Source organism: Salinarimonas chemoclinalis (assembly GCF_041514305.1).
Classification (GTDB): Bacteria; Pseudomonadota; Alphaproteobacteria; order Rhizobiales; family Beijerinckiaceae; genus Salinarimonas; species Salinarimonas chemoclinalis.
This window is the reverse complement of the sequence record NZ_JBGMWH010000002.1, coordinates 101894-118359: the sequence shown is the minus strand read 5'-3', so window position 1 is coordinate 118359 and position 16466 is coordinate 101894. Positions and strand designations below refer to the sequence as shown.

The 16466-nt window shown below is 67.5% G+C and carries 13 protein-coding genes; 6 read left to right on the top strand and 7 right to left on the bottom strand.

Annotated features, from left to right (window positions below):
* Positions 1 to 35: 35 nt before the first annotated feature.
* Entirely contained in the window at positions 36 to 605 is a 570-nt protein-coding gene (efp, locus tag AB9M23_RS04335; protein ID WP_372422815.1) for an elongation factor P, read from the bottom strand.
* A gap of 145 nt (positions 606 to 750) precedes the next feature.
* Between efp and epmA the strand changes: the two genes are divergently transcribed.
* Positions 751 to 1821, top strand: coding sequence for an EF-P lysine aminoacylase EpmA (gene epmA, locus AB9M23_RS04330; RefSeq protein ID WP_372423757.1), 1071 nt, complete (start codon positions 751 to 753; stop codon positions 1819 to 1821).
* A complete protein-coding gene (locus tag AB9M23_RS04325; protein WP_372422814.1) occupies positions 1818 to 2891 on the top strand; it encodes a lysine-2,3-aminomutase-like protein in 1074 nt (357 codons plus the stop codon). The genes epmA and AB9M23_RS04325 overlap by 4 nt, the downstream gene beginning before the upstream one ends.
* A gap of 4 nt (positions 2892 to 2895) precedes the next feature.
* Here AB9M23_RS04325 and AB9M23_RS04320 read toward each other — a convergent pair whose 3' ends face one another.
* From AB9M23_RS04320 to AB9M23_RS04310, 3 genes are all read right to left on the bottom strand, one after another.
* Entirely contained in the window at positions 2896 to 3273 is a 378-nt protein-coding gene (locus AB9M23_RS04320) for an SH3 domain-containing protein (RefSeq protein WP_372422812.1), read from the bottom strand.
* A 3-nt stretch (positions 3274 to 3276) separates the two neighbouring features.
* A complete protein-coding gene (locus tag AB9M23_RS04315) occupies positions 3277 to 4983 on the bottom strand; it encodes a cation:proton antiporter (protein ID WP_372422810.1) in 1707 nt (568 codons plus the stop codon).
* Between the two features lie 556 nt (positions 4984 to 5539).
* Entirely contained in the window at positions 5540 to 5872 is a 333-nt protein-coding gene (locus AB9M23_RS04310) for a hypothetical protein (protein ID WP_372422808.1), read from the bottom strand.
* A 138-nt stretch (positions 5873 to 6010) separates the two neighbouring features.
* Between AB9M23_RS04310 and AB9M23_RS04305 the strand changes: the two genes are divergently transcribed.
* The gene (locus AB9M23_RS04305) at positions 6011 to 6340 is read left to right on the top strand and encodes a helix-turn-helix domain-containing protein (RefSeq protein WP_372422806.1); all 330 of its coding nucleotides are present in this window, start codon (positions 6011 to 6013) and stop codon (positions 6338 to 6340) included.
* Positions 6341 to 6417: 77 nt separating this feature from the next.
* Here the strand turns inward: AB9M23_RS04305 and AB9M23_RS04300 are convergent, their stop codons facing one another.
* The 3 genes from AB9M23_RS04300 to AB9M23_RS04290 all read right to left on the bottom strand — a co-directional run bounded on the left by AB9M23_RS04300 (position 6418) and on the right by AB9M23_RS04290 (position 13438).
* The gene (locus AB9M23_RS04300) at positions 6418 to 8721 is read right to left on the bottom strand and encodes a UvrD-helicase domain-containing protein (RefSeq protein WP_372422804.1); all 2304 of its coding nucleotides are present in this window, start codon (positions 8719 to 8721) and stop codon (positions 6418 to 6420) included.
* On the bottom strand, positions 8718 to 9332 hold the full coding sequence (locus AB9M23_RS04295) for a hypothetical protein (RefSeq protein WP_372422803.1): 615 nt from the start codon (positions 9330 to 9332) through the stop codon (positions 8718 to 8720). The genes AB9M23_RS04300 and AB9M23_RS04295 overlap by 4 nt, the downstream gene beginning before the upstream one ends.
* A gap of 380 nt (positions 9333 to 9712) precedes the next feature.
* Positions 9713 to 13438: a vitamin B12-dependent ribonucleotide reductase gene (locus AB9M23_RS04290; protein ID WP_372422802.1), complete on the bottom strand. Its 3726-nt coding sequence runs from the start codon at positions 13436 to 13438 to the stop codon at positions 9713 to 9715.
* A 721-nt stretch (positions 13439 to 14159) separates the two neighbouring features.
* Here AB9M23_RS04290 and AB9M23_RS04285 point away from each other — a divergent pair.
* The 3 genes from AB9M23_RS04285 to AB9M23_RS04275 all read left to right on the top strand — a co-directional run bounded on the left by AB9M23_RS04285 (position 14160) and on the right by AB9M23_RS04275 (position 16422).
* The gene (locus AB9M23_RS04285) at positions 14160 to 14714 is read left to right on the top strand and encodes an SH3 domain-containing protein (RefSeq protein ID WP_372422800.1); all 555 of its coding nucleotides are present in this window, start codon (positions 14160 to 14162) and stop codon (positions 14712 to 14714) included.
* 20 nt (positions 14715 to 14734) lie between these two features.
* Entirely contained in the window at positions 14735 to 15217 is a 483-nt protein-coding gene (locus AB9M23_RS04280) for a DUF1643 domain-containing protein (protein ID WP_372422799.1), read from the top strand.
* A gap of 170 nt (positions 15218 to 15387) precedes the next feature.
* Entirely contained in the window at positions 15388 to 16422 is a 1035-nt protein-coding gene (locus AB9M23_RS04275; RefSeq protein ID WP_372422798.1) for a LacI family DNA-binding transcriptional regulator, read from the top strand.
* Positions 16423 to 16466 lie beyond the last annotated feature (44 nt).

Below are 16466 nucleotides of genomic sequence, written 5' to 3'. Positions count from 1 at the left end.
CCGCGCGGACACCTCTCCTCCGGGGAGGACGAGCCTCAGTCCTTGGCGCGCTCGACGTAGGAGCCGTCCTCGGTCATCACGACGATGCGCGTGCCCGCCGAAATGTGCGGCGGCACCATGGTGCGCACGCCGTTGTCGAGCATGGCCGGCTTGTAGGACGAGGACGCCGTCTGGCCCTTCACCACCGGCTCCGTCTCGACGACCTCGAAGATCACGCGCTGGGGCAGCTCGATGGCGATGGCGAGGCCCTCGTGCAGCTTCAGCGAGACGGTCATGCCCTCCTTGAGGTAGGCCGCCTGGTCTCCGATGTCGTCGCGCGACATCGTCACCTGATCGAACGTCTCGGGGTTCATGAAGTGGAAACCCTCGCCGTCCTCGTAGAGGAACTGGTGGTCGCGATCCTCCACCGTGGCCTTCTCGACCTGCTCGGTCGTGCGGTAGCGCTCGGAGACCTTGGTCCCGTCCGAGATGCGGCGCATGTCGACCTGGGTCACCGGCGTGCCCTTGCCGGGGTGGATGTTCTGCGCGGTGAGGACCACGTAGAGCTTGCCGTCGACGTCGACGACGTTGCCCTTGCGCAGGGAGCTCGCGATGACCTTGGCCATGTCTCTTCCACTTCGTGTGCGCCGCGTGCCGCGGCCGATCGCTGTCGCCAGGCTTGAACCTGCTCGGCGTGGGCATTACCCCACGGGGCGCGCCCGGTCTAGTGAGCCGGCGGCGAAGACCCCGCAGGAGCGCAGACCCGTGAGCATGCAGGCCCCCTCCCCCTTCTGGGACGCCCGGCGTCACGCCGACCGCCGGCCGTTCCTGGTCGGCCGCGGCGCGGTGACGGACGCCGTGCGCGCGCATTTCCGCACCGAGGGCTTCCTGGAGGTGGAGACCGCCTGCCTCCAGATCTCGCCCGGAAACGAGGCGCACCTGCACGCGTTCCGCACGCCGCTCAGCGCGGCGGACGGGCGTGCGCGGGAGATGTACCTGCACACCTCCCCCGAATTCGCCTGCAAGAAGCTGCTGGCGGCCGGCGAGACGCGGATCTTCACCCTCGCGCGGGTCTTCAGGAATCGCGAGCGCAGCCCGCTGCACCATCCCGAGTTCACGATGCTCGAATGGTACCGCGTCGGCGCGCCCTGGGAGACGCTCTGGGCCGACTGTGCCGCGCTCCTCTCCGCCGCGGCGGACGCGACCGGCGCGCGCGCCTTCTCCTGGCGGGGGGCGACCTGCGACCCCCGCGCCGAGCCCGAGATTCTCACCCTCGCGGAGGCCTTCGACCGTCATGCGGGCATCGACCTCCTCGCGAGCCTCGATGCCCGCGGCGCCGGCGATCGCGAGACGCTGGCGGCGGGCGCCCGCGAGGCCGGTATCCGGGTGGCCGACGACGACGGGTGGTCGGACGTGTTCTCGAAGGTGCTTGTGGCGCGCATCGAGCCGCATCTCGGCATCGGGCGTCCCACCATCCTGTGCGCGTACCCCGCATGCGAGGCGGCGCTCGCCCGCGCGAGCGCCCGCGACCCGCGCGTCGCCGAGCGCTTCGAGCTCTACGCCTGCGGCGTCGAGCTCGCCAACGGCTTCGGCGAGCTGACCGACCCCACCGAGCAGCGCCGGCGCTTCACGCTGGAGATGGACGAGAAGCAGCGCGTGTGGGGCGAGCGCTATCCGCTCGACGAGGACTTCCTCGCGGCGCTCGCCGCGATGCCGGAGGCCGCAGGCTGCGCGCTCGGCTTCGACCGGCTGTCCATGCTCGCCACCGGCGCGCGGCACGTCGAGGACGTGCTCTGGGCGCCCGTGGCGGACCCGTTCGACGACGACCGCGAGGCCCCATGACCGCACGCACCCTCAACCGCGTCGACGCGCTGATCGCCGCCGGCCTCGCGCCCGCCGACGCCCGGGCGGACCTCGACGCCGTCGCCGCGCGCTACGCGGTCGCCGTCACGCCGGCCGTGGCGGCGCTGATCGATCCCGCCGATCCGCACGACCCGATCGCGCGCCAGTTCGTCCCCTCCAGGGCCGAGCTCGAGACGCGGCCCGAGGAGCGGGCCGACCCGATCGGCGACGACGTCCATTCCCCCGTCCCCGGCATCGTCCACCGCTACCCGGACCGCGCGCTGCTCAAGGCGGTGACGATCTGCCCGGTCTATTGCCGCTTCTGCTTTCGCCGCGAAAGCGTCGGGCCGGCCCACGGCGGGCTCCTGCCGGAGGCGGAGCTCGAGGGCGCCTTCGCCTATCTCGCCGCGCATCGCGAGATCTGGGAGGTGATCCTCACCGGCGGCGACCCGCTGGTGCTCGCCCCGCGGCGGCTCGAGGCGCTGATGCGCCGGCTCGCGGCGCTCGACCATGTGAAGGTCGTGCGCCTCCACACCCGCGTCCCCGCCGTCGATCCGGACCACGTCGACGCGGCCCTGGTCGCCGCGCTGAAGGCCTGCGGCAAGACGGTCTACGTCGCGCTCCACGCCAACCACCCGCGCGAACTCGGCCCCGCCGCCCGCGCCGCCTGCGCGCGGCTCGTCGAGGCGGGGATCGTCATGATCTCGCAGTCGGTGCTGCTGCGCGGCGTCAACGACGACGTCGAGACGCTGGCTTCCCTGATGCGCGGCTTCGTGGAGGCGCGGGTGACGCCCTACTACCTGCACCACCCGGACCTCGCGCCCGGCACCGCCCATTTCCGCCTCTCGATCGCCGAGGGCCAGGCGCTGGTCCGCGCCCTGCGCGGGCGCGTCTCGGGCCTGTGCCAGCCCACCTACGTCCTCGACATCCCCGGCGGAGCCGGCAAGAGCCCGATCGGGCCGGAGTACCTGCACGCGGGCGAGGAGGGTGCGGAGATCGAGGACTGGCGCGGACGCCGGCACGCGTACCCGCCCGCTCCCGCCCCCTCGGGGCGGGGACGATCCGCGTAGCGGATCAGGGGCGGGGTTCCACCGCGAGCACCGCGTCGGGCACCCAGGCCGCGCTCCCGTTCACCGTGGCCCAGACGAAGCCGCTCTCGGAATGGTGCAGCGTGGCCCGGTCGCCGCGCCGGACGGTGTGCTCCAGGGCCGAGAAGTCGCGGATCATCCTCAGCCGGCCGTCGGCGGCGGGCGCCGTCCAGGCCGTCGGCGTCCAGCCGGCGCGGCCGTCCGGCCCGGTGCACCAGGTCCAGCCGAGGATGTCGGTCTCGGCGCTGCGCACGGCATCGGGGACGACGAGGTCGCCGGCCCGCACGGCGATCGGGTCGGGATAGGGGCGCTCGTAGTCGGCGATCACCGTCGCCGTCGTGCCGGGGGGAAACCGGTAGAGCACCGCTCAAGCCTCCATCGTGCGCGCGCCCGCCGGTCTCGCCTTCTCCACCGGCTCCACCGCATAGCCCAGCCGCTCCGCGGCGCGCTCGGCGGCGTCGGCGAAGGGGCGCAGCACGACGTCGGCGCCGGCGTGGTGGAGACGTCGCGCGTCCTCCGGGTCGTGGCTGCGCACGGCGATGCGGCCCCCGAAGCCCAGCGCGCGCACGGCCTCCATCAGCACGATGCGCCCGTCGCCGTGGACCACGCTCGGCCCCGCCGGCGGGGGCGTGGCGAGGATGAGCCACGACACGCCGGCGAGCGGCAGGCTCTCGGGGAACTCGGGGTCGGCGGCGTCGCCGTAGAGCCCGTCGTGGCCGCGCTTGCGCCAGCGCTCGAGCGCCTCCGGGTCGAAGTCGACGCCGAGCAGCCGCGCGTCGTTGGCGACGAGCACGCGGGCGATCTCGCGCCCGTAGCGCCCCACCCCGAAGACGATCGCGTCGTAGGGCCGCGTCGAGGTCGACGCGTCCTCGGTCTCGCGATAGGGGTTCCTGCGCTCGGCCCAGCCGAGCACGGGCTCGAGCCAGCCGTAGAGCGTCTGCGAGTAGAGGATCATGTAGGTCGAGAGCGTGATGGTCACGAGGCCGACCAGCGTCACGAGCCCGATCGAGGCCTCGCCGACGTGCCCGAGCGTGACGCCCATCGCCATGAAGATGAGCGAGAACTCGGAGATCTGCGCCACCGTCAGCCCGGCCAGGAAGCCGGTGCGCTTGCGGTAGCCCATCACGCCCATGATCACGAGCACGATCAAGGGGTTGCCCAGGAGCACGAAGACCGAGAGCACCAGCGCCGGCACGACCTGGTCCCCCAGCGTGCCGAGCTGGAGCGAGGAGCCCAGCGCCACGAAGAAGAAGAGCAGCAGGAAGTCGCGCAGCGACGCGAGCCGCGAGCCGATCGCCTCCCGGAAGGAGGTCGAGGCCAGCGACACGCCGGCGATGAGGCCGCCGAGCTCCTTGCCGAGCCCGATCACGTCGCAGAGCGCGGCGAAGAGCACGGCCCAGGCGAGCGCGAAGGCGACGAGCAGCTCCGGCAGGCTCGCCACGCGCCGCAGGAGCGGCTCGGCCCCGTAGCGGATGAACACGCCCACCACCGCCAGCAGCACGACGCCCGCCCCGAGCGTGCCCGCGATCCCGAGCCCCGCCGGGCTCCCCTGCGCCCCGACGCCGAGCGTCGAGAGCACGATCATGGCGATGACCACGACGATGTCCTGCACGATCAGGAAGCCGATGGCGATGCGCCCGTGCAGGGCGTCGACCTCGCGCTTGTCGGAGAGGAGCTTCACGATGATGATCGTGGAGGAGAAGGTGAGCGCCACCGCCACGTAGGTGCTCGTCGTGAGGTCGAGCCCCAGCGCGAGGCAGATCAGGAAGCCGACACCCGCGGTGAACCCCACCTGGCCCAGCCCCGTCGCCAGCGAGACCGCGCCGAGGCTGCGGATCACCTGGAAGTCGAGCTTGAGCCCCACGAGGAAGAGCAGCACCGCGATGCCGATCTCGGCGAGGAGATCGACGTATTCGGCGTCGTGCACGATCCCGAGCACGTCCGGCCCCGCGACGATCCCCGTCGCGATGAACGCGACGATGAGCGGCTGCCGCAGCAGATGCCCGAGGAGGCCGATGCCGGCGGCGAGCGCGAGCAGTAGCGCGATGTCGTAGAAGGCGGAACTGTCGTGCATGGGCGGGCGGGGCCTCTCGCGGAGTCGCGTGACGGGATGCGGGTGCGGGGGACTATCGCCGAGCGGGGACACGGCGTGTAGCCGCGGGGAATGCGTAGGGCGCGCCAGGGGCGGGGTCCGTGAGGGGCGCGACGGCCGATGAACGCCGCGACGTTCTCCCCTCTCCCTCGTGGAGAGGGGCCGGGGGTGGGGGGCGTGCAGGACTGGGAACGACGCCGATGCAGCGCACCGAGCCCCGCCGTCCGTTCCTGCCAGCGTGCCGTAGGCACGACGGCTCCGGGGGGATGACGGGTCCCCGACCCACCAGGGGGATGCGCATGGACCGCGGGCGCGACGTCACGTGCGGTGCCCAACCGAGGAGCCCCCCTGTTCCCCTGGAGAGTCGGGCGCCGACGTGTTCCCCCGGAGCCGTCGTGCCCCGCACGCGCCGGCGCGCGCAGCGCAGGTCACCGCGAAGCGGCCGGAACGAAGTGGAGGAGGGCGAAGCCCTTGGCCGGAGCGAGCACGCCGGCAGGCTGGCAGGAAAGGACGGCGCGCCCCTCGCCGCCCCCTCGCCTCAGCGATACCTCCACCCGCCCCCGCGCCCCTCGAGCCGCTCCACGGCCGCGGCGGCGATGTCGTCCTCGTCGAGGGGCGGCGGCGCGCCGTCGCCGTGGTGGCCGCCGCTGTGGAGCCGCGGCCGCGGTGCGACGCCCTCGCGCAGCCGCGCCGCCCAATAGGCCTCCGTTCGCGCCTGCCAGGCCCGCTCGGACGCGATCCGCGCCGCCACCGCCCGCGCCACGAGCCGGGGACGGGTGCGGCGCCGATGCCGGACGAGAAGGGCCGCGAGGACGCTCCCGAGGAGGGCGACGGCGAGAAGGGCGAGCGCGAGGGAGAGGGGGGTGGGCATGGGTGGGCCCCAAGTCTGCGAGCGTCGACTGACAGACCGACACAGTACGACAGACGGATAGATACCGCAACTCGCGCAGTTCATCGGCCTTCCGTGCAGGCCGCCTTTTCTCGCAGCTTGCGCCTGTGGAGGCGCGGCGTGACACTCAAGGAAATCTTCGGCTCGAACGTCCGCGCCGCGCGCGAGGCCCGGGACTGGTCCCGCCCCGACCTCGCCGAGCGCTCCGGCCTCGCCGACAACACCATCGCCCGCGTCGAGCGCGGCGAGATGGGCCTCTCCTTCGAGAACATCGAGGCGCTCGCCCGCGCCTTCGGCATCGAGCCCATCGCCCTCTTCTCCGCCGAACCGCCGATCGAGTCGGCGACGGAGCGTACGCGGCTGCTTCAGCGCATCGACGTGATGCTGCGCCGGCTGGAGGAGAAGGAACTGGCGCGAGTCGGGCGTGTGATCAAGGCGATGGAGGGGTGAGATTTATACGTCAGCACTGTATTCTCCTCCCATTCGTTGGAAGAGGTCTGAAACCGCGACTTAACCGCCAACTGTGATCAAGTGCTTTCGTTTCGAACGATGAACCTGTCCGCGAAGGCACCATCGAGGATCGAACTCGCTCCGCGAGAACTAACTCCAAGCACCTCTATCCGGAGCCTCGCCCTTGTGATTGCAACGTATAGGCGATTATGAGAGGCGTACGACGCAAAATTTCGGCTCTCTGCAAAGCCGGATGTCGATGCTGGCGGAACTCTCCCTTTGTCAACCCCCACCAGGATCACAGCCGCAAACTCCAGGCCGCCGACATAATCGGGCATTGAAAGAATGAAGAGCCCGCGCTGCTTAGCAGTCTCTACTGTGTCTGTGTCTCCGCGCCTCTTTATCGAAAGATAGGGGCGGCTACGCTCCGCCACCATACTCATCGCCGAATCGAAGAGTTCGTTGGTGAACACAACGATCGCGATTTCAGACCGTGAGCAGTCTAGTTCGGAACGTAGTTGATCCGCCCGGCTGAAAGCGGCTTCTAACATCTCGGCATCATCGATGTGCTCTCGATAGGTTGGCACTCGCGCCAGCTTCTCCTCCTCAAATGATATACCACTACTGACCGCAGCAAGAGGATGATCAAAGTTAGTAAACAGCTTCGCGCCCGATGACGTCACGGAAAACGCGAAGTTTATGATTTCTGCAGAAGATCGGAAAATCGATGCAATACGCGTACGCTCGATGTCGCTATCTGCAGCTCCCGGCACTAACGCCGCCACGTCAATATCGTCATTCCATCCCTGGTCACCAATAGCCTGGGCCCTGTCTACAGCAAATGAAATCGGAAAACGATCTGTCTTTTTCGAAAGATGATGAAAAATTGACAATTCATTCAAATTGAACAAATGGGTTTCGTCGATCATCAGGAAATCAAAGCCTTCACGACCACGTCGGCGGCGCCAGATCGGCGTTGATAAATGGCTTCCTGCGCTGATGACAACATCGTCTGTATCAAACAGACTGATATTACTAAGTTGATCTGCATAATTCTGATAAATTGCCCATATGAATGCTTTATCGCCTGCGGTGCGAATCGGTAGACCAGTTGAGAGGGCAGGGACGGACTTATAGGTTTCAAAGGATTCCGCGCACCGTCCTTTAATGACAACGCCAATTTCGTGCCTCACCATCTCGACTACTTCCTCGTCGATGTCAGATGAGAACAGCTCTATCATTCGCTCCGACATGATTTTCGCGTATCCAGATAGCTTTTGCTTAATTGTTTTCGTCGCCTCGTCAACATACATACTCTGGTAAAATTTCGCGCTATGTGCATCGACATCGACAAGCTCAACCGCCGAGAGGTCCCTATTCAGAAGTTCAGCGCAGTACCCCTGCAGTGTTTCAACAATTAATTTTTGAAACCCACCAGTCTCGCCAAGATACTCGGACGCGCCCATCGCATGCATTACGGATTCTATATATCTTTTGCTTGCCTCACTATGCGTTATGAATAATCCAGAGATTTCGTTCTCTTGTTCGGTCGCGTCTTTCAGTATCTTCAGCGCTCGCAGTGCTAGACACAGCGTTTTTCCCGTTCCAGCAGGCCCTTCAAGTCTGCACGGTCCTCCCACGGGAAGATCAACAAAACGCCTTTGTTCATCGGAGATGATACGCATCCATTTATCGTAATCCTGATGCATATCGATCCTACCCGGCGGAAGTTCAAGCGAAACTGCCTCCAAAGGGACGCCGTTCTCGGTCGTGGTGACGCGCTTTGGTGGAGCTGAAATAAAACTCTCCGCTTCGAACACCCCGTCGAAAAACCGCCGGAAATTTGCTGCGGGGGCTTCTTCGAGAGGTCCTCCACCGTCATCAGTGCTAATTCGGTAGGCCAATATATACTGGCCTGCGCGTCCCCGCTTTGATACACGCTCCGCATCTGGACTAAGATCAAGGGAGATCCGCACACTCGTTTTCTGGCTTAGCGGATGCGGAAAGATCACTACCTTACGAGGGCTTACCAAGCGCTCGGCGGGTGTGAGTACTCCTTGATCCCAGCGCTTCAGAGCCAGCCTAAAACATTTCTGAAGATACAAAATCGAGTCTTGCAGCGACCATGTGCCGTCATTTAAACGACAAGCCTCAAGATCAATGACCAAGAACCGTCTATGGCCACTCTCGTGTCCTAGGAAGAGCAAGCCGCCTTCGCTTGACTTCACGTGGATGCGGTGCCCGAGGCTTTCATCACAGTCTTGCGTTTCCGATCGCATCAGATGGATCAATCGGAGCGCGGCGGCATGCTCTGCGCCTTGGAACGCACGGTCGCGAACCAACTCGTCGATAGCATCTCGGCGAAAAGCTGCGTACTTCACTTTGATCCCTCCTCAAGTTTTAGGGCACCAACAATCAGAGAAATGGTATTGTGCGGCAAGTCTGTCACACCGACACGAGAGAATAAGGCGGAAAAGCGCTGCATTATCAACTCGATATAAGGCGAGTCGATTATCCCAATTGAACACGCAAGTTGCTCTTCGCATATCTCTAAGTAATCTTCCATCCGGTTGTTCTCGGAAACTAGCCGCTTGTATTCGTCGGGAGTAATCCCATCATGTATTCTTGCACCAATCTGACGTGGTAGATGTCGCGCTTCCCGTAGCAGAACCACATAACCAGCGCATACTTCTTTCGGATACGAATTTGGCAGATAATGAAAGTCACTTATACGAGCTTCGACCAACTCTTTGATCAGGTTAGTACATTTTTTTCTATTCTCGTGAGCGAATGACTCCCAATTCAAAGGCGCGATTCTGGCTTCAACACCATCATCGGACGCACGATGAAACATCTGCCGGGCCTTTTCGAAAGCGACGCGCCGTCTTGGGTCCTGTCCTAACTCATCATAATAGTGTTCGTACACACCATCGACCCCAACTGTATTTAAAAGATCGTCAGGTATTTCAAGAGCACGAAGAATCGATACCATTTCTCGTCTGGCCTCCGACAGTGTTCGGCTCCTTAGTATGTGAGCGGCATGAACTTCGACCCAGTCTTCAATGCGAACAATCGGCAAGTACGTATACAGGTTCGCCTTCTGATGTGCCAGGTCGCATCGTGCTGTAATGATTAGCCCGCATACGGAGCGACCTGGATAATCCTCTGCACGAGCGCACGTGAAGATTGCACCTTGCGTCAGTCCTCGATCAAAAGGATGTGTGATCATAGGTGCTCTTCGCTAGCACTCACCGGAGATTTGATAATCTTAGCTTCAGCCACAGTTGCTGTAAATGCGGAATCACGATTAGGGGCGGAGCGCCCCAGCACCCCGCCCCCGCATCACGCCAGCGTCGTGAGCACTACCTCAGATCACGAACACCCCGTCGTCCCCCCACACGTATCACACTTCAAACAAGTCCCATTCCGCACCAGCGTGAAGTTCGCGCATTCCGGACACGCCTCCCCCTCGTACCCCTTCATCCGCGCCTCCGCCCGCCGATCGGCGACCGGGGCGACCGCCGGCCCGACGGCACCCGCGGAGAGCTCCCGCTCCACCACCGGCTCCGCCTTCAGCGCCGTCGCCGTGCGCGCACCCCCGCCGGCCGGCATCCCCGCGTCGCGGGCCAGGGCCATCACCAGCGGCTGCGGCACCGCGCCCCCGGCTCCGCCGGGGATCAGCATCAGCTTATCGGTCTTGCCGCGGGTGAAGCCCTTCGAGACGAAGCGGACCGGGCTCGCCGGGGCGGCGTGGCCGGGCTCGCCGTCGGCGCGGGGGGGCTCCTCGGGGGCGAGCTCGCTCGGCTGGACGTGGGCGAGCTCGTAGCGGCCGAGATAGGAGATCGCCAGCTCGCGGAAGATGTAGTCGAGCACCGAGGTGGCGTTCTTGATCGTCTCGTTGCCCTGCACGAAGCCCGCCGGCTCGAACTTGGTGAAGGTGAAGGCGTCGACGTACTCGTCGAGCGGCACGCCGTACTGGAGCCCGAGCGAGATGGCGATGGCGAAGTTGTTGAGGAGCGCGCGGAGCGTCGCGCCCTCCTTGTTCATGTCGATGAAGATCTCGCCGAGCCGTCCGTCCTCGTACTCGCCGGTGCGCAGGAACACCGTGTGGCCGCCGATCTTCGCCTTCTGGGTGTAGCCCTTGCGGCGCTGCGGCATCTTCTCGCGCTCGCGCACGCGCTCGACGCGCTCGATCACCCGCTCGACGATCTTCTCCGCGACCTCGGCCGCGCGCGCCGGCGCCGCCTTGGCGAGCAGGGCCTCGACGGCGTCCGCCGCCTCGTCCTCGTCGGCCTCGTCCTCGATGAGGGAGGCGTTGAGCGGCTGGGAGAGCTTGGAGCCGTCGCGGTAGAGGGCGTTCGCCTTCAGCGCCAGGCGCCAGGAGAGCATGTAGGCGCTCTTGCAGTCCTCCACCGTGGCGTCGTTGGGCATGTTGATGGTCTTGGAGATCGCCCCCGAGATGAAGGGCTGCGCCGCCGCCATCATGCGGATGTGGCTCTCCACCGACAGGTAGCGCTTGCCGACGCGCCCGCACGGGTTGGCGCAGTCGAACACCGGGTAGTGCTCGCGCTCGAGGTGCGGCGCGCCCTCGAGCGTCATCGCCCCGCAGACGTGGATGTTGGCGGCTTCCACGTCCTTCTTCGAGAAGCCGAGATGGGCGAGCAGGTCGAAGGACGGGTCGGCGAGGCGCTCGGCCGGGATCTTCAGGGCGCCCGTGAGGAAGTCCTCGCCGAGCGTCCACTTGTTGAAGACGAACTTGATGTCGAAGGCGGACTTCATGCCCGCCTCGAGGGCGGCGATCTTCTCGTCGGTGAAGCCCTTGGCCTTGAGCGCCGGCGGGTTGATCGCGGGCGCCTGGGCGATGGAGCCGTGGCCGAGCGCGTAGACCTCGATCTCGGCGATCTCGTGCTCCCGGTAGCCGAGCGTGCGCAGCGCATCGGGGACGGCGCGGTTGATGATCTTGAAGTAGCCGCCGCCGGCGAGCTTCTTGAACTTGACGAGCGCGAAGTCGGGCTCGATGCCGGTCGTGTCGCAGTCCATGACGAGGCCGATCGTGCCGGTGGGCGCGATCACGGTCGCCTGGGCGTTGCGGTAGCCGTGCGTCTCGCCGAGCGCGAGGGCACGGTCCCAGGCCGCGGTGGCGCGGGCGACGAGGTCGGGCTGCGGGCACGACGCATGGTCGAGGGGTACCGGCGTCGTGTGCAGCTCCTCGTAGCCCGCGGTCTCGCCATGGGCCGCGCGGCGGTGGTTGCGCATGACGCGCAGCATGGGCTCGGAATTGTCCGCGTAGCCCGGGAACGGCCCGAGCTCGGAGGCCATCTCGGCGGACGTGGCGTAGGCGACGCCGGTCATGATGGCGGTGAGCGCGCCGCACAGCGCCCGGCCCTCGTCGGAATCGTAGGGAAGGCCCATGGTCATCAGTAGGCCGCCGATGTTGGCGTAGCCGAGCCCCAGCGTGCGGTAGCGGTAGGAGAGCTCGGCGATCTCCTTCGACGGGAACTGCGCCATCGTCACCGAGATCTCGAGGACCATGGTCCACAGCCGGCACAGGTGCTCGTAGCCCTCGACGTCGAAGGTCTTGGCGTCGCGGTGCCAGAACTGCAGCAGGTTCGCGGAGGCGAGGTTGCAGGCCGTGTCGTCGAGAAACATGTACTCCGAGCACGGGTTCGAGCCGCGGATGCGGCCGGACGCCGGGCAGGTGTGCCAGTCGTTCATCGTGGTGTTGAAGTGCAGGCCCGGATCGGCCGAGGCCCAGGCGGCGTGGCCGATCTTCTCCCACAGGTCGCGGGCGTCGAGGGTCTTCTTCACCTTGCCGGACTGGCGCCAGGTGAGGTCCCAGGTGCCGCCGCGCTCGACCGCCCGCAGGAAGTCGTCGGTGATCGACACGGAGTTGTTGGAGTTCTGCCCCGAGACGGTGAGGTAGGCCTCGGAATCCCAGTCCGTGTCGTAGACGGGGAAGTCGATGTCCGTGTAGCCCTGGCGGGCGAACTGGATCACGCGCTTGATGTAGCTGTCGGGCACCATCGCCCGGCGCGCGGCCTTGATCTCGCGCTTGAGGACGGGGTTCCTCTCGGGGTCGAAGCAGGCCTCGCCCGCGCCGTCGCCCTCGACCTCGCAGTTGACGCAGGCCTTGAGCACCGCCTTGAGGTGCCTGGAATTCAGCTTGGAGCCGGTGACGAGGGCGGCGACCTTCTGCTCCTCCTTCACCTTCCAGTCGATGTAGTTCTCGATGTCCGGGTGGTCGATGTCGACGACGACCATCTTGGCCGCGCGGCGCGTGGTGCCGCCGGACTTGATCGCGCCCGCCGCGCGGTCGCCGATCTTGAGGAAGGACATCAGGCCCGACGACTTGCCGCCGCCCGAGAGCCGCTCGCCCTCGCCGCGCAGGCGCGAGAAGTTCGATCCGGTGCCGGAGCCGTACTTGAACAGGCGCGCCTCGCGCACCCACAGGTCCATGATGCCGCCCTCGTTGACGAGGTCGTCCTGGACGGACTGGATGAAGCAGGCGTGCGGCTGCGGGTGCTCGTAGGCGGTGGCCGACTTCGTCAGCTCGCCGGTCTTGTAGTCGACGTAGTAGTGGCCCTGGGAGGGGCCGTCGATGCCGTAGGCCCAGTGCAGGCCGGTGTTGAACCATTGCGGCGAGTTCGGCGCCACCATCTGGCTCGCCAGCATGAAGCGCAGCTCGTCGTAGAACGCGGACGCGTCCTCTTCCGACCCGAAGTAGCCGCCCTTCCAGCCCCAGTAGGTCCAGCAGCCGGCGAGGCGATCGAACACCTGGCGCGAGGAGATCTCCGAGCCGTAGCGCTCCTCCTCGGGCAGCTCGGCGAGGGCCTTCTCGTCGGCGACGGAGCGCCACAGGAAGGAGGGGACGTCGTTCTCCTCGACCTTCCTCAGGCGGGCGGGGACGCCGGCCTTGCGGAAGTACTTCTGCGCGAGCACGTCGCTGGCGACCTGCGACCAGGCCTCCGGCACGTCGATGCCCTCCAGCCGGAAGACGATGGAGCCGTCCGGATTGCGGATCTCGCTCGTCGCCTTCCGGAAGGTGATCCCGGCATAGGGATCCCGACCCGCACTCGTGTATCGCCGCTCGATCCGCATCGTCCCGTATCCTCAGGTCTCTCGCTCCGGCCGCCGTGCGCGAGCCGGGATGTCCGCCCCGGACGGCCCCAAGGGCCGCCCCCTCCTCGTCACCATCGTCACCTCGCGCGGACGCCGACCGGACGCGCGCACCCGTTCGCCGGGCCGCGTGGCCGTGGCGTGGAGGTGGATGCCGCGCTCCGTTCTGGATGTCGCCCGACGTGAGGCCTTCTGGCCCGCCGCCGCTCGTGTCGGTGGGACGGGAGAAAGCTGTCACCAGCCGGGGCGGACGTCAACACCTAGTGCTCGGCATCGTCCCCAGCCCTAGATATGGTGTGGGCTGTTAAGATTGTGGAGAACTTCGACACCGTCTCTCAAGCCCTTCGAGTCGCTTGAATTTTCAGGCGAGCGGCCACGCTCGGGGCGGGTGTGGCCGGGATGCTTCGCCGGCGGACCATCCACAAGAGCCGTCCGAGCGCTCCCGCGGGGCGGGCGCGGACCACGGCGGCCGGGTGCCTCCCACCGGTCCTGCGCAGGGCCGGCGAAGCGGCTGGAGACTATGGGATTCACCGTAATCCGCCCGTGGCCCGGCGCCGGAGAATCACATCGGCGGAAAGCGAATCGAATCCCGCCATCAATTCGGCCCGATCGGGGTGCGTTCAGGCTTCGCTCAGCATTTCCCCGGCATGGTCGATCCGTCGATCAGCCGAAAGCGCCCATCCCCCGCCCGCGAGCCCCCGCGATGTCCCTCCCCGCCCCCCGCCGCTTCCGCCCGGCCGCCCTCGCCTCCCTCGCGCGCCTCGCGCTGTGCGGCGTCGTCCTCGGCGGCATGGGCGCCGCGAACGCGATCGCCCAGCGCGCCCCGATGGCGGACGTCGTGCCGGGGGTGGAGCATTGCGTGGTGAACGTGCGCGCCGACGACGCGCTGAACCTGCGCGGCGGGCCGGGCGCGGGCAACGCGATCGTCGCCCGCCTGCCTTACGGCGCCTGTGGCGTCGTCGTGAGCGGACCCTGCTCGGGGAACTGGTGCCCGGTCGAGGACGGTCACCATGCCGGCTTCGTCCACGCCCGCTACATCGCCCAGGTCTCGCCGGCGCTCTACTGCACGGAGGGCGTGGCGAAGGGCGATCGGCTGACGCTGCGCGCCTTCCCGTCCTTCGAGTCGCGGGCGCTCCACACGCTCGGCCCCGCGACCTGCTCCATCGCCTTCCTTCCCTTCGCCCGCGAGGGCTGGCAGAAGGTTCGCGTCGCCGGGTACGAGGGCTGGGTGCCGCGGGCGAACCTCTCGGGGCAATGATCGGGGCAATGATCGGGGCGATGAGCGCCGTCTTCTCCGCCTGCGGCACGTATCGCTATCGGCTGGAGCGGCCGGGGGACGACGCCTCGGCGGGCGCGCCACCCATAGCCTTCGTCATGCTCAACCCCTCTACGGCCGACGCGGAGCGGGACGACCCGACGATCCGGCGCGTGCGCGCCCTCGCCCGGGGCTTCGGCTACGGTCGCGTCGTGGTCGCGAACCTCTACGCCCTGCGCGCGACGGACCCCCGCGCGCTCGCCACCCATCCCGATCCCGTCGGACCGGAGAACGCGGCGCATCTCGCGGCGCTCGCCGGGGAGATCCGCGACGTCGTCTGCGCCTGGGGAAACCCCGCCGATCCGGAACATGCCCGCGCCGCGCTGGCGCTGCTCGCGGGGGCAGGCGCGCGGCTTTGGCACCTCGGCCTGACGAGATCCGGCGCCCCGCGCCATCCGCTCTACGTGCCGCGCGACGTGCGGCTGGCGGCTCTCGCCGCCGCGTAGCGCGATCCGCCCCTTGACAGCCCGGAAACGTGGCGGCACTCTTCCAAAACGTTTCGGGAAACCCGCTCCTCGAGAGCCGCACGACAAGCGCCAGCCGGAAACGTCCGTCGCCGTCGATCCGAAACGTTTCGGGCGCCGGTCTCGGGAGGAACGCGTCGGAGGAAGACGTCATGGAGCGCCGCCAGCCGCGGCTGAAGGAATTGTCGCGCGAGCTCGGCCTGTCTATCACGACGGTGTCGCGGGCGTTGGCCGGCTATTCCGACGTCTCCGCGACGACCCGCGAGCGCGTGCGCGAGGCGGCGACCCGCTCCGGCTACGTGCCGAACCGCGCCGGGCGCGCGCTGAAGTCCGGCCAGACGGGCTTCGTCGGCCTGGTCGTGCCGGTGCGCGACGCGCAGTTCATCGACGCCTTCCTGGGCGAGTTCGTGATGGGGCTGGGCGAGGCGCTGGCCGAGGCGGGGCGCGACCTCGCGCTCACCACCGCGACCCGCCGCCAGGTGGAGATGGACGTCCTCGCCCACGTCGTGAACGCCGGGCAGGTCGACGGCATGGTGGTGAGCCGCGCCACCTGCGAGGACCCACGGGTCGGCTACCTCATCGATCGCGGCGTGCCCTTCGTCCTGCACGGGCGGGTGCTCGGCGAAACGCGCCCCCACGCCTGGCTCGACACCGACGGCGCGGCCGCCTTCGGCGAGGCGGCGCGCCGGCTCCTGGCGCTGGGGCACCGGCGCTTCGGGCTCCTCACCTATTCCGACCCGATGACCTTCGCGCACTACCGCCGCGCGGGGCTCGAGGCCGCGCTGGCGGAGGCGGGCCTCGCGCTCGCGCCGGAGGCGATCGCCGCCGCGCCGCGCGGCGATCCGGACGCCCTGCGCGCGGCCGCCGGCCGGCTGCTCGAGGTGCCCGAGCGACCCACCGCGATCCTGTGCGCCACCGATACGCTCGCGATCACGCTGATGGAGGAGGCCGCCCGGCGCGCGATCGCGATTCCGCGCGACCTCTCGGTGGTGGGCTTCGACAACCTGCCGGTCTCGTCCTACGCGAGCCCGGGCCTCACCACCTTCGACGCCCGCATCCAGGAATGTGGCGTCGCCGTCGCGCGCATGCTGCTCGCGGTGATCGAGACCGGCCCCGCCGCGGTCGAGCCGAAGCTCGTCGCGGCGGACTTCATCCCCCGCGCGAGCCATGGCCCGGCCCCCGCCTGAGCCGACCCGCGACCCGCGCCACCAGAGCTCCGAAGAGGAAGACC

Excerpts from the sequence above, each read along its gene's own strand:
- efp (WP_372422815.1), bottom strand. The coding sequence starts at position 605 with ATGGCCAAGGTCATCGCGAGCTCCCTGCGCAAGGGCAACGTCGTCGAC.
- epmA (WP_372423757.1), top strand. The coding sequence starts at position 751 with ATGCAGGCCCCCTCCCCCTTCTGGGACGCCCGGCGTCACGCCGACCGC.
- AB9M23_RS04325 (WP_372422814.1), top strand. The coding sequence starts at position 1,818 with ATGACCGCACGCACCCTCAACCGCGTCGACGCGCTGATCGCCGCCGGC.
- AB9M23_RS04315 (WP_372422810.1), bottom strand. The coding sequence starts at position 4,983 with ATGCACGACAGTTCCGCCTTCTACGACATCGCGCTACTGCTCGCGCTC.
- AB9M23_RS04310 (WP_372422808.1), bottom strand. The coding sequence starts at position 5,872 with ATGCCCACCCCCCTCTCCCTCGCGCTCGCCCTTCTCGCCGTCGCCCTC.
- AB9M23_RS04295 (WP_372422803.1), bottom strand. The coding sequence starts at position 9,332 with ATGGTATCGATTCTTCGTGCTCTTGAAATACCTGACGATCTTTTAAAT.
- AB9M23_RS04290 (WP_372422802.1), bottom strand. The coding sequence starts at position 13,438 with ATGCGGATCGAGCGGCGATACACGAGTGCGGGTCGGGATCCCTATGCC.
- AB9M23_RS04285 (WP_372422800.1), top strand. The coding sequence starts at position 14,160 with ATGTCCCTCCCCGCCCCCCGCCGCTTCCGCCCGGCCGCCCTCGCCTCC.
- AB9M23_RS04280 (WP_372422799.1), top strand. The coding sequence starts at position 14,735 with ATGAGCGCCGTCTTCTCCGCCTGCGGCACGTATCGCTATCGGCTGGAG.
- AB9M23_RS04275 (WP_372422798.1), top strand. The coding sequence starts at position 15,388 with ATGGAGCGCCGCCAGCCGCGGCTGAAGGAATTGTCGCGCGAGCTCGGC.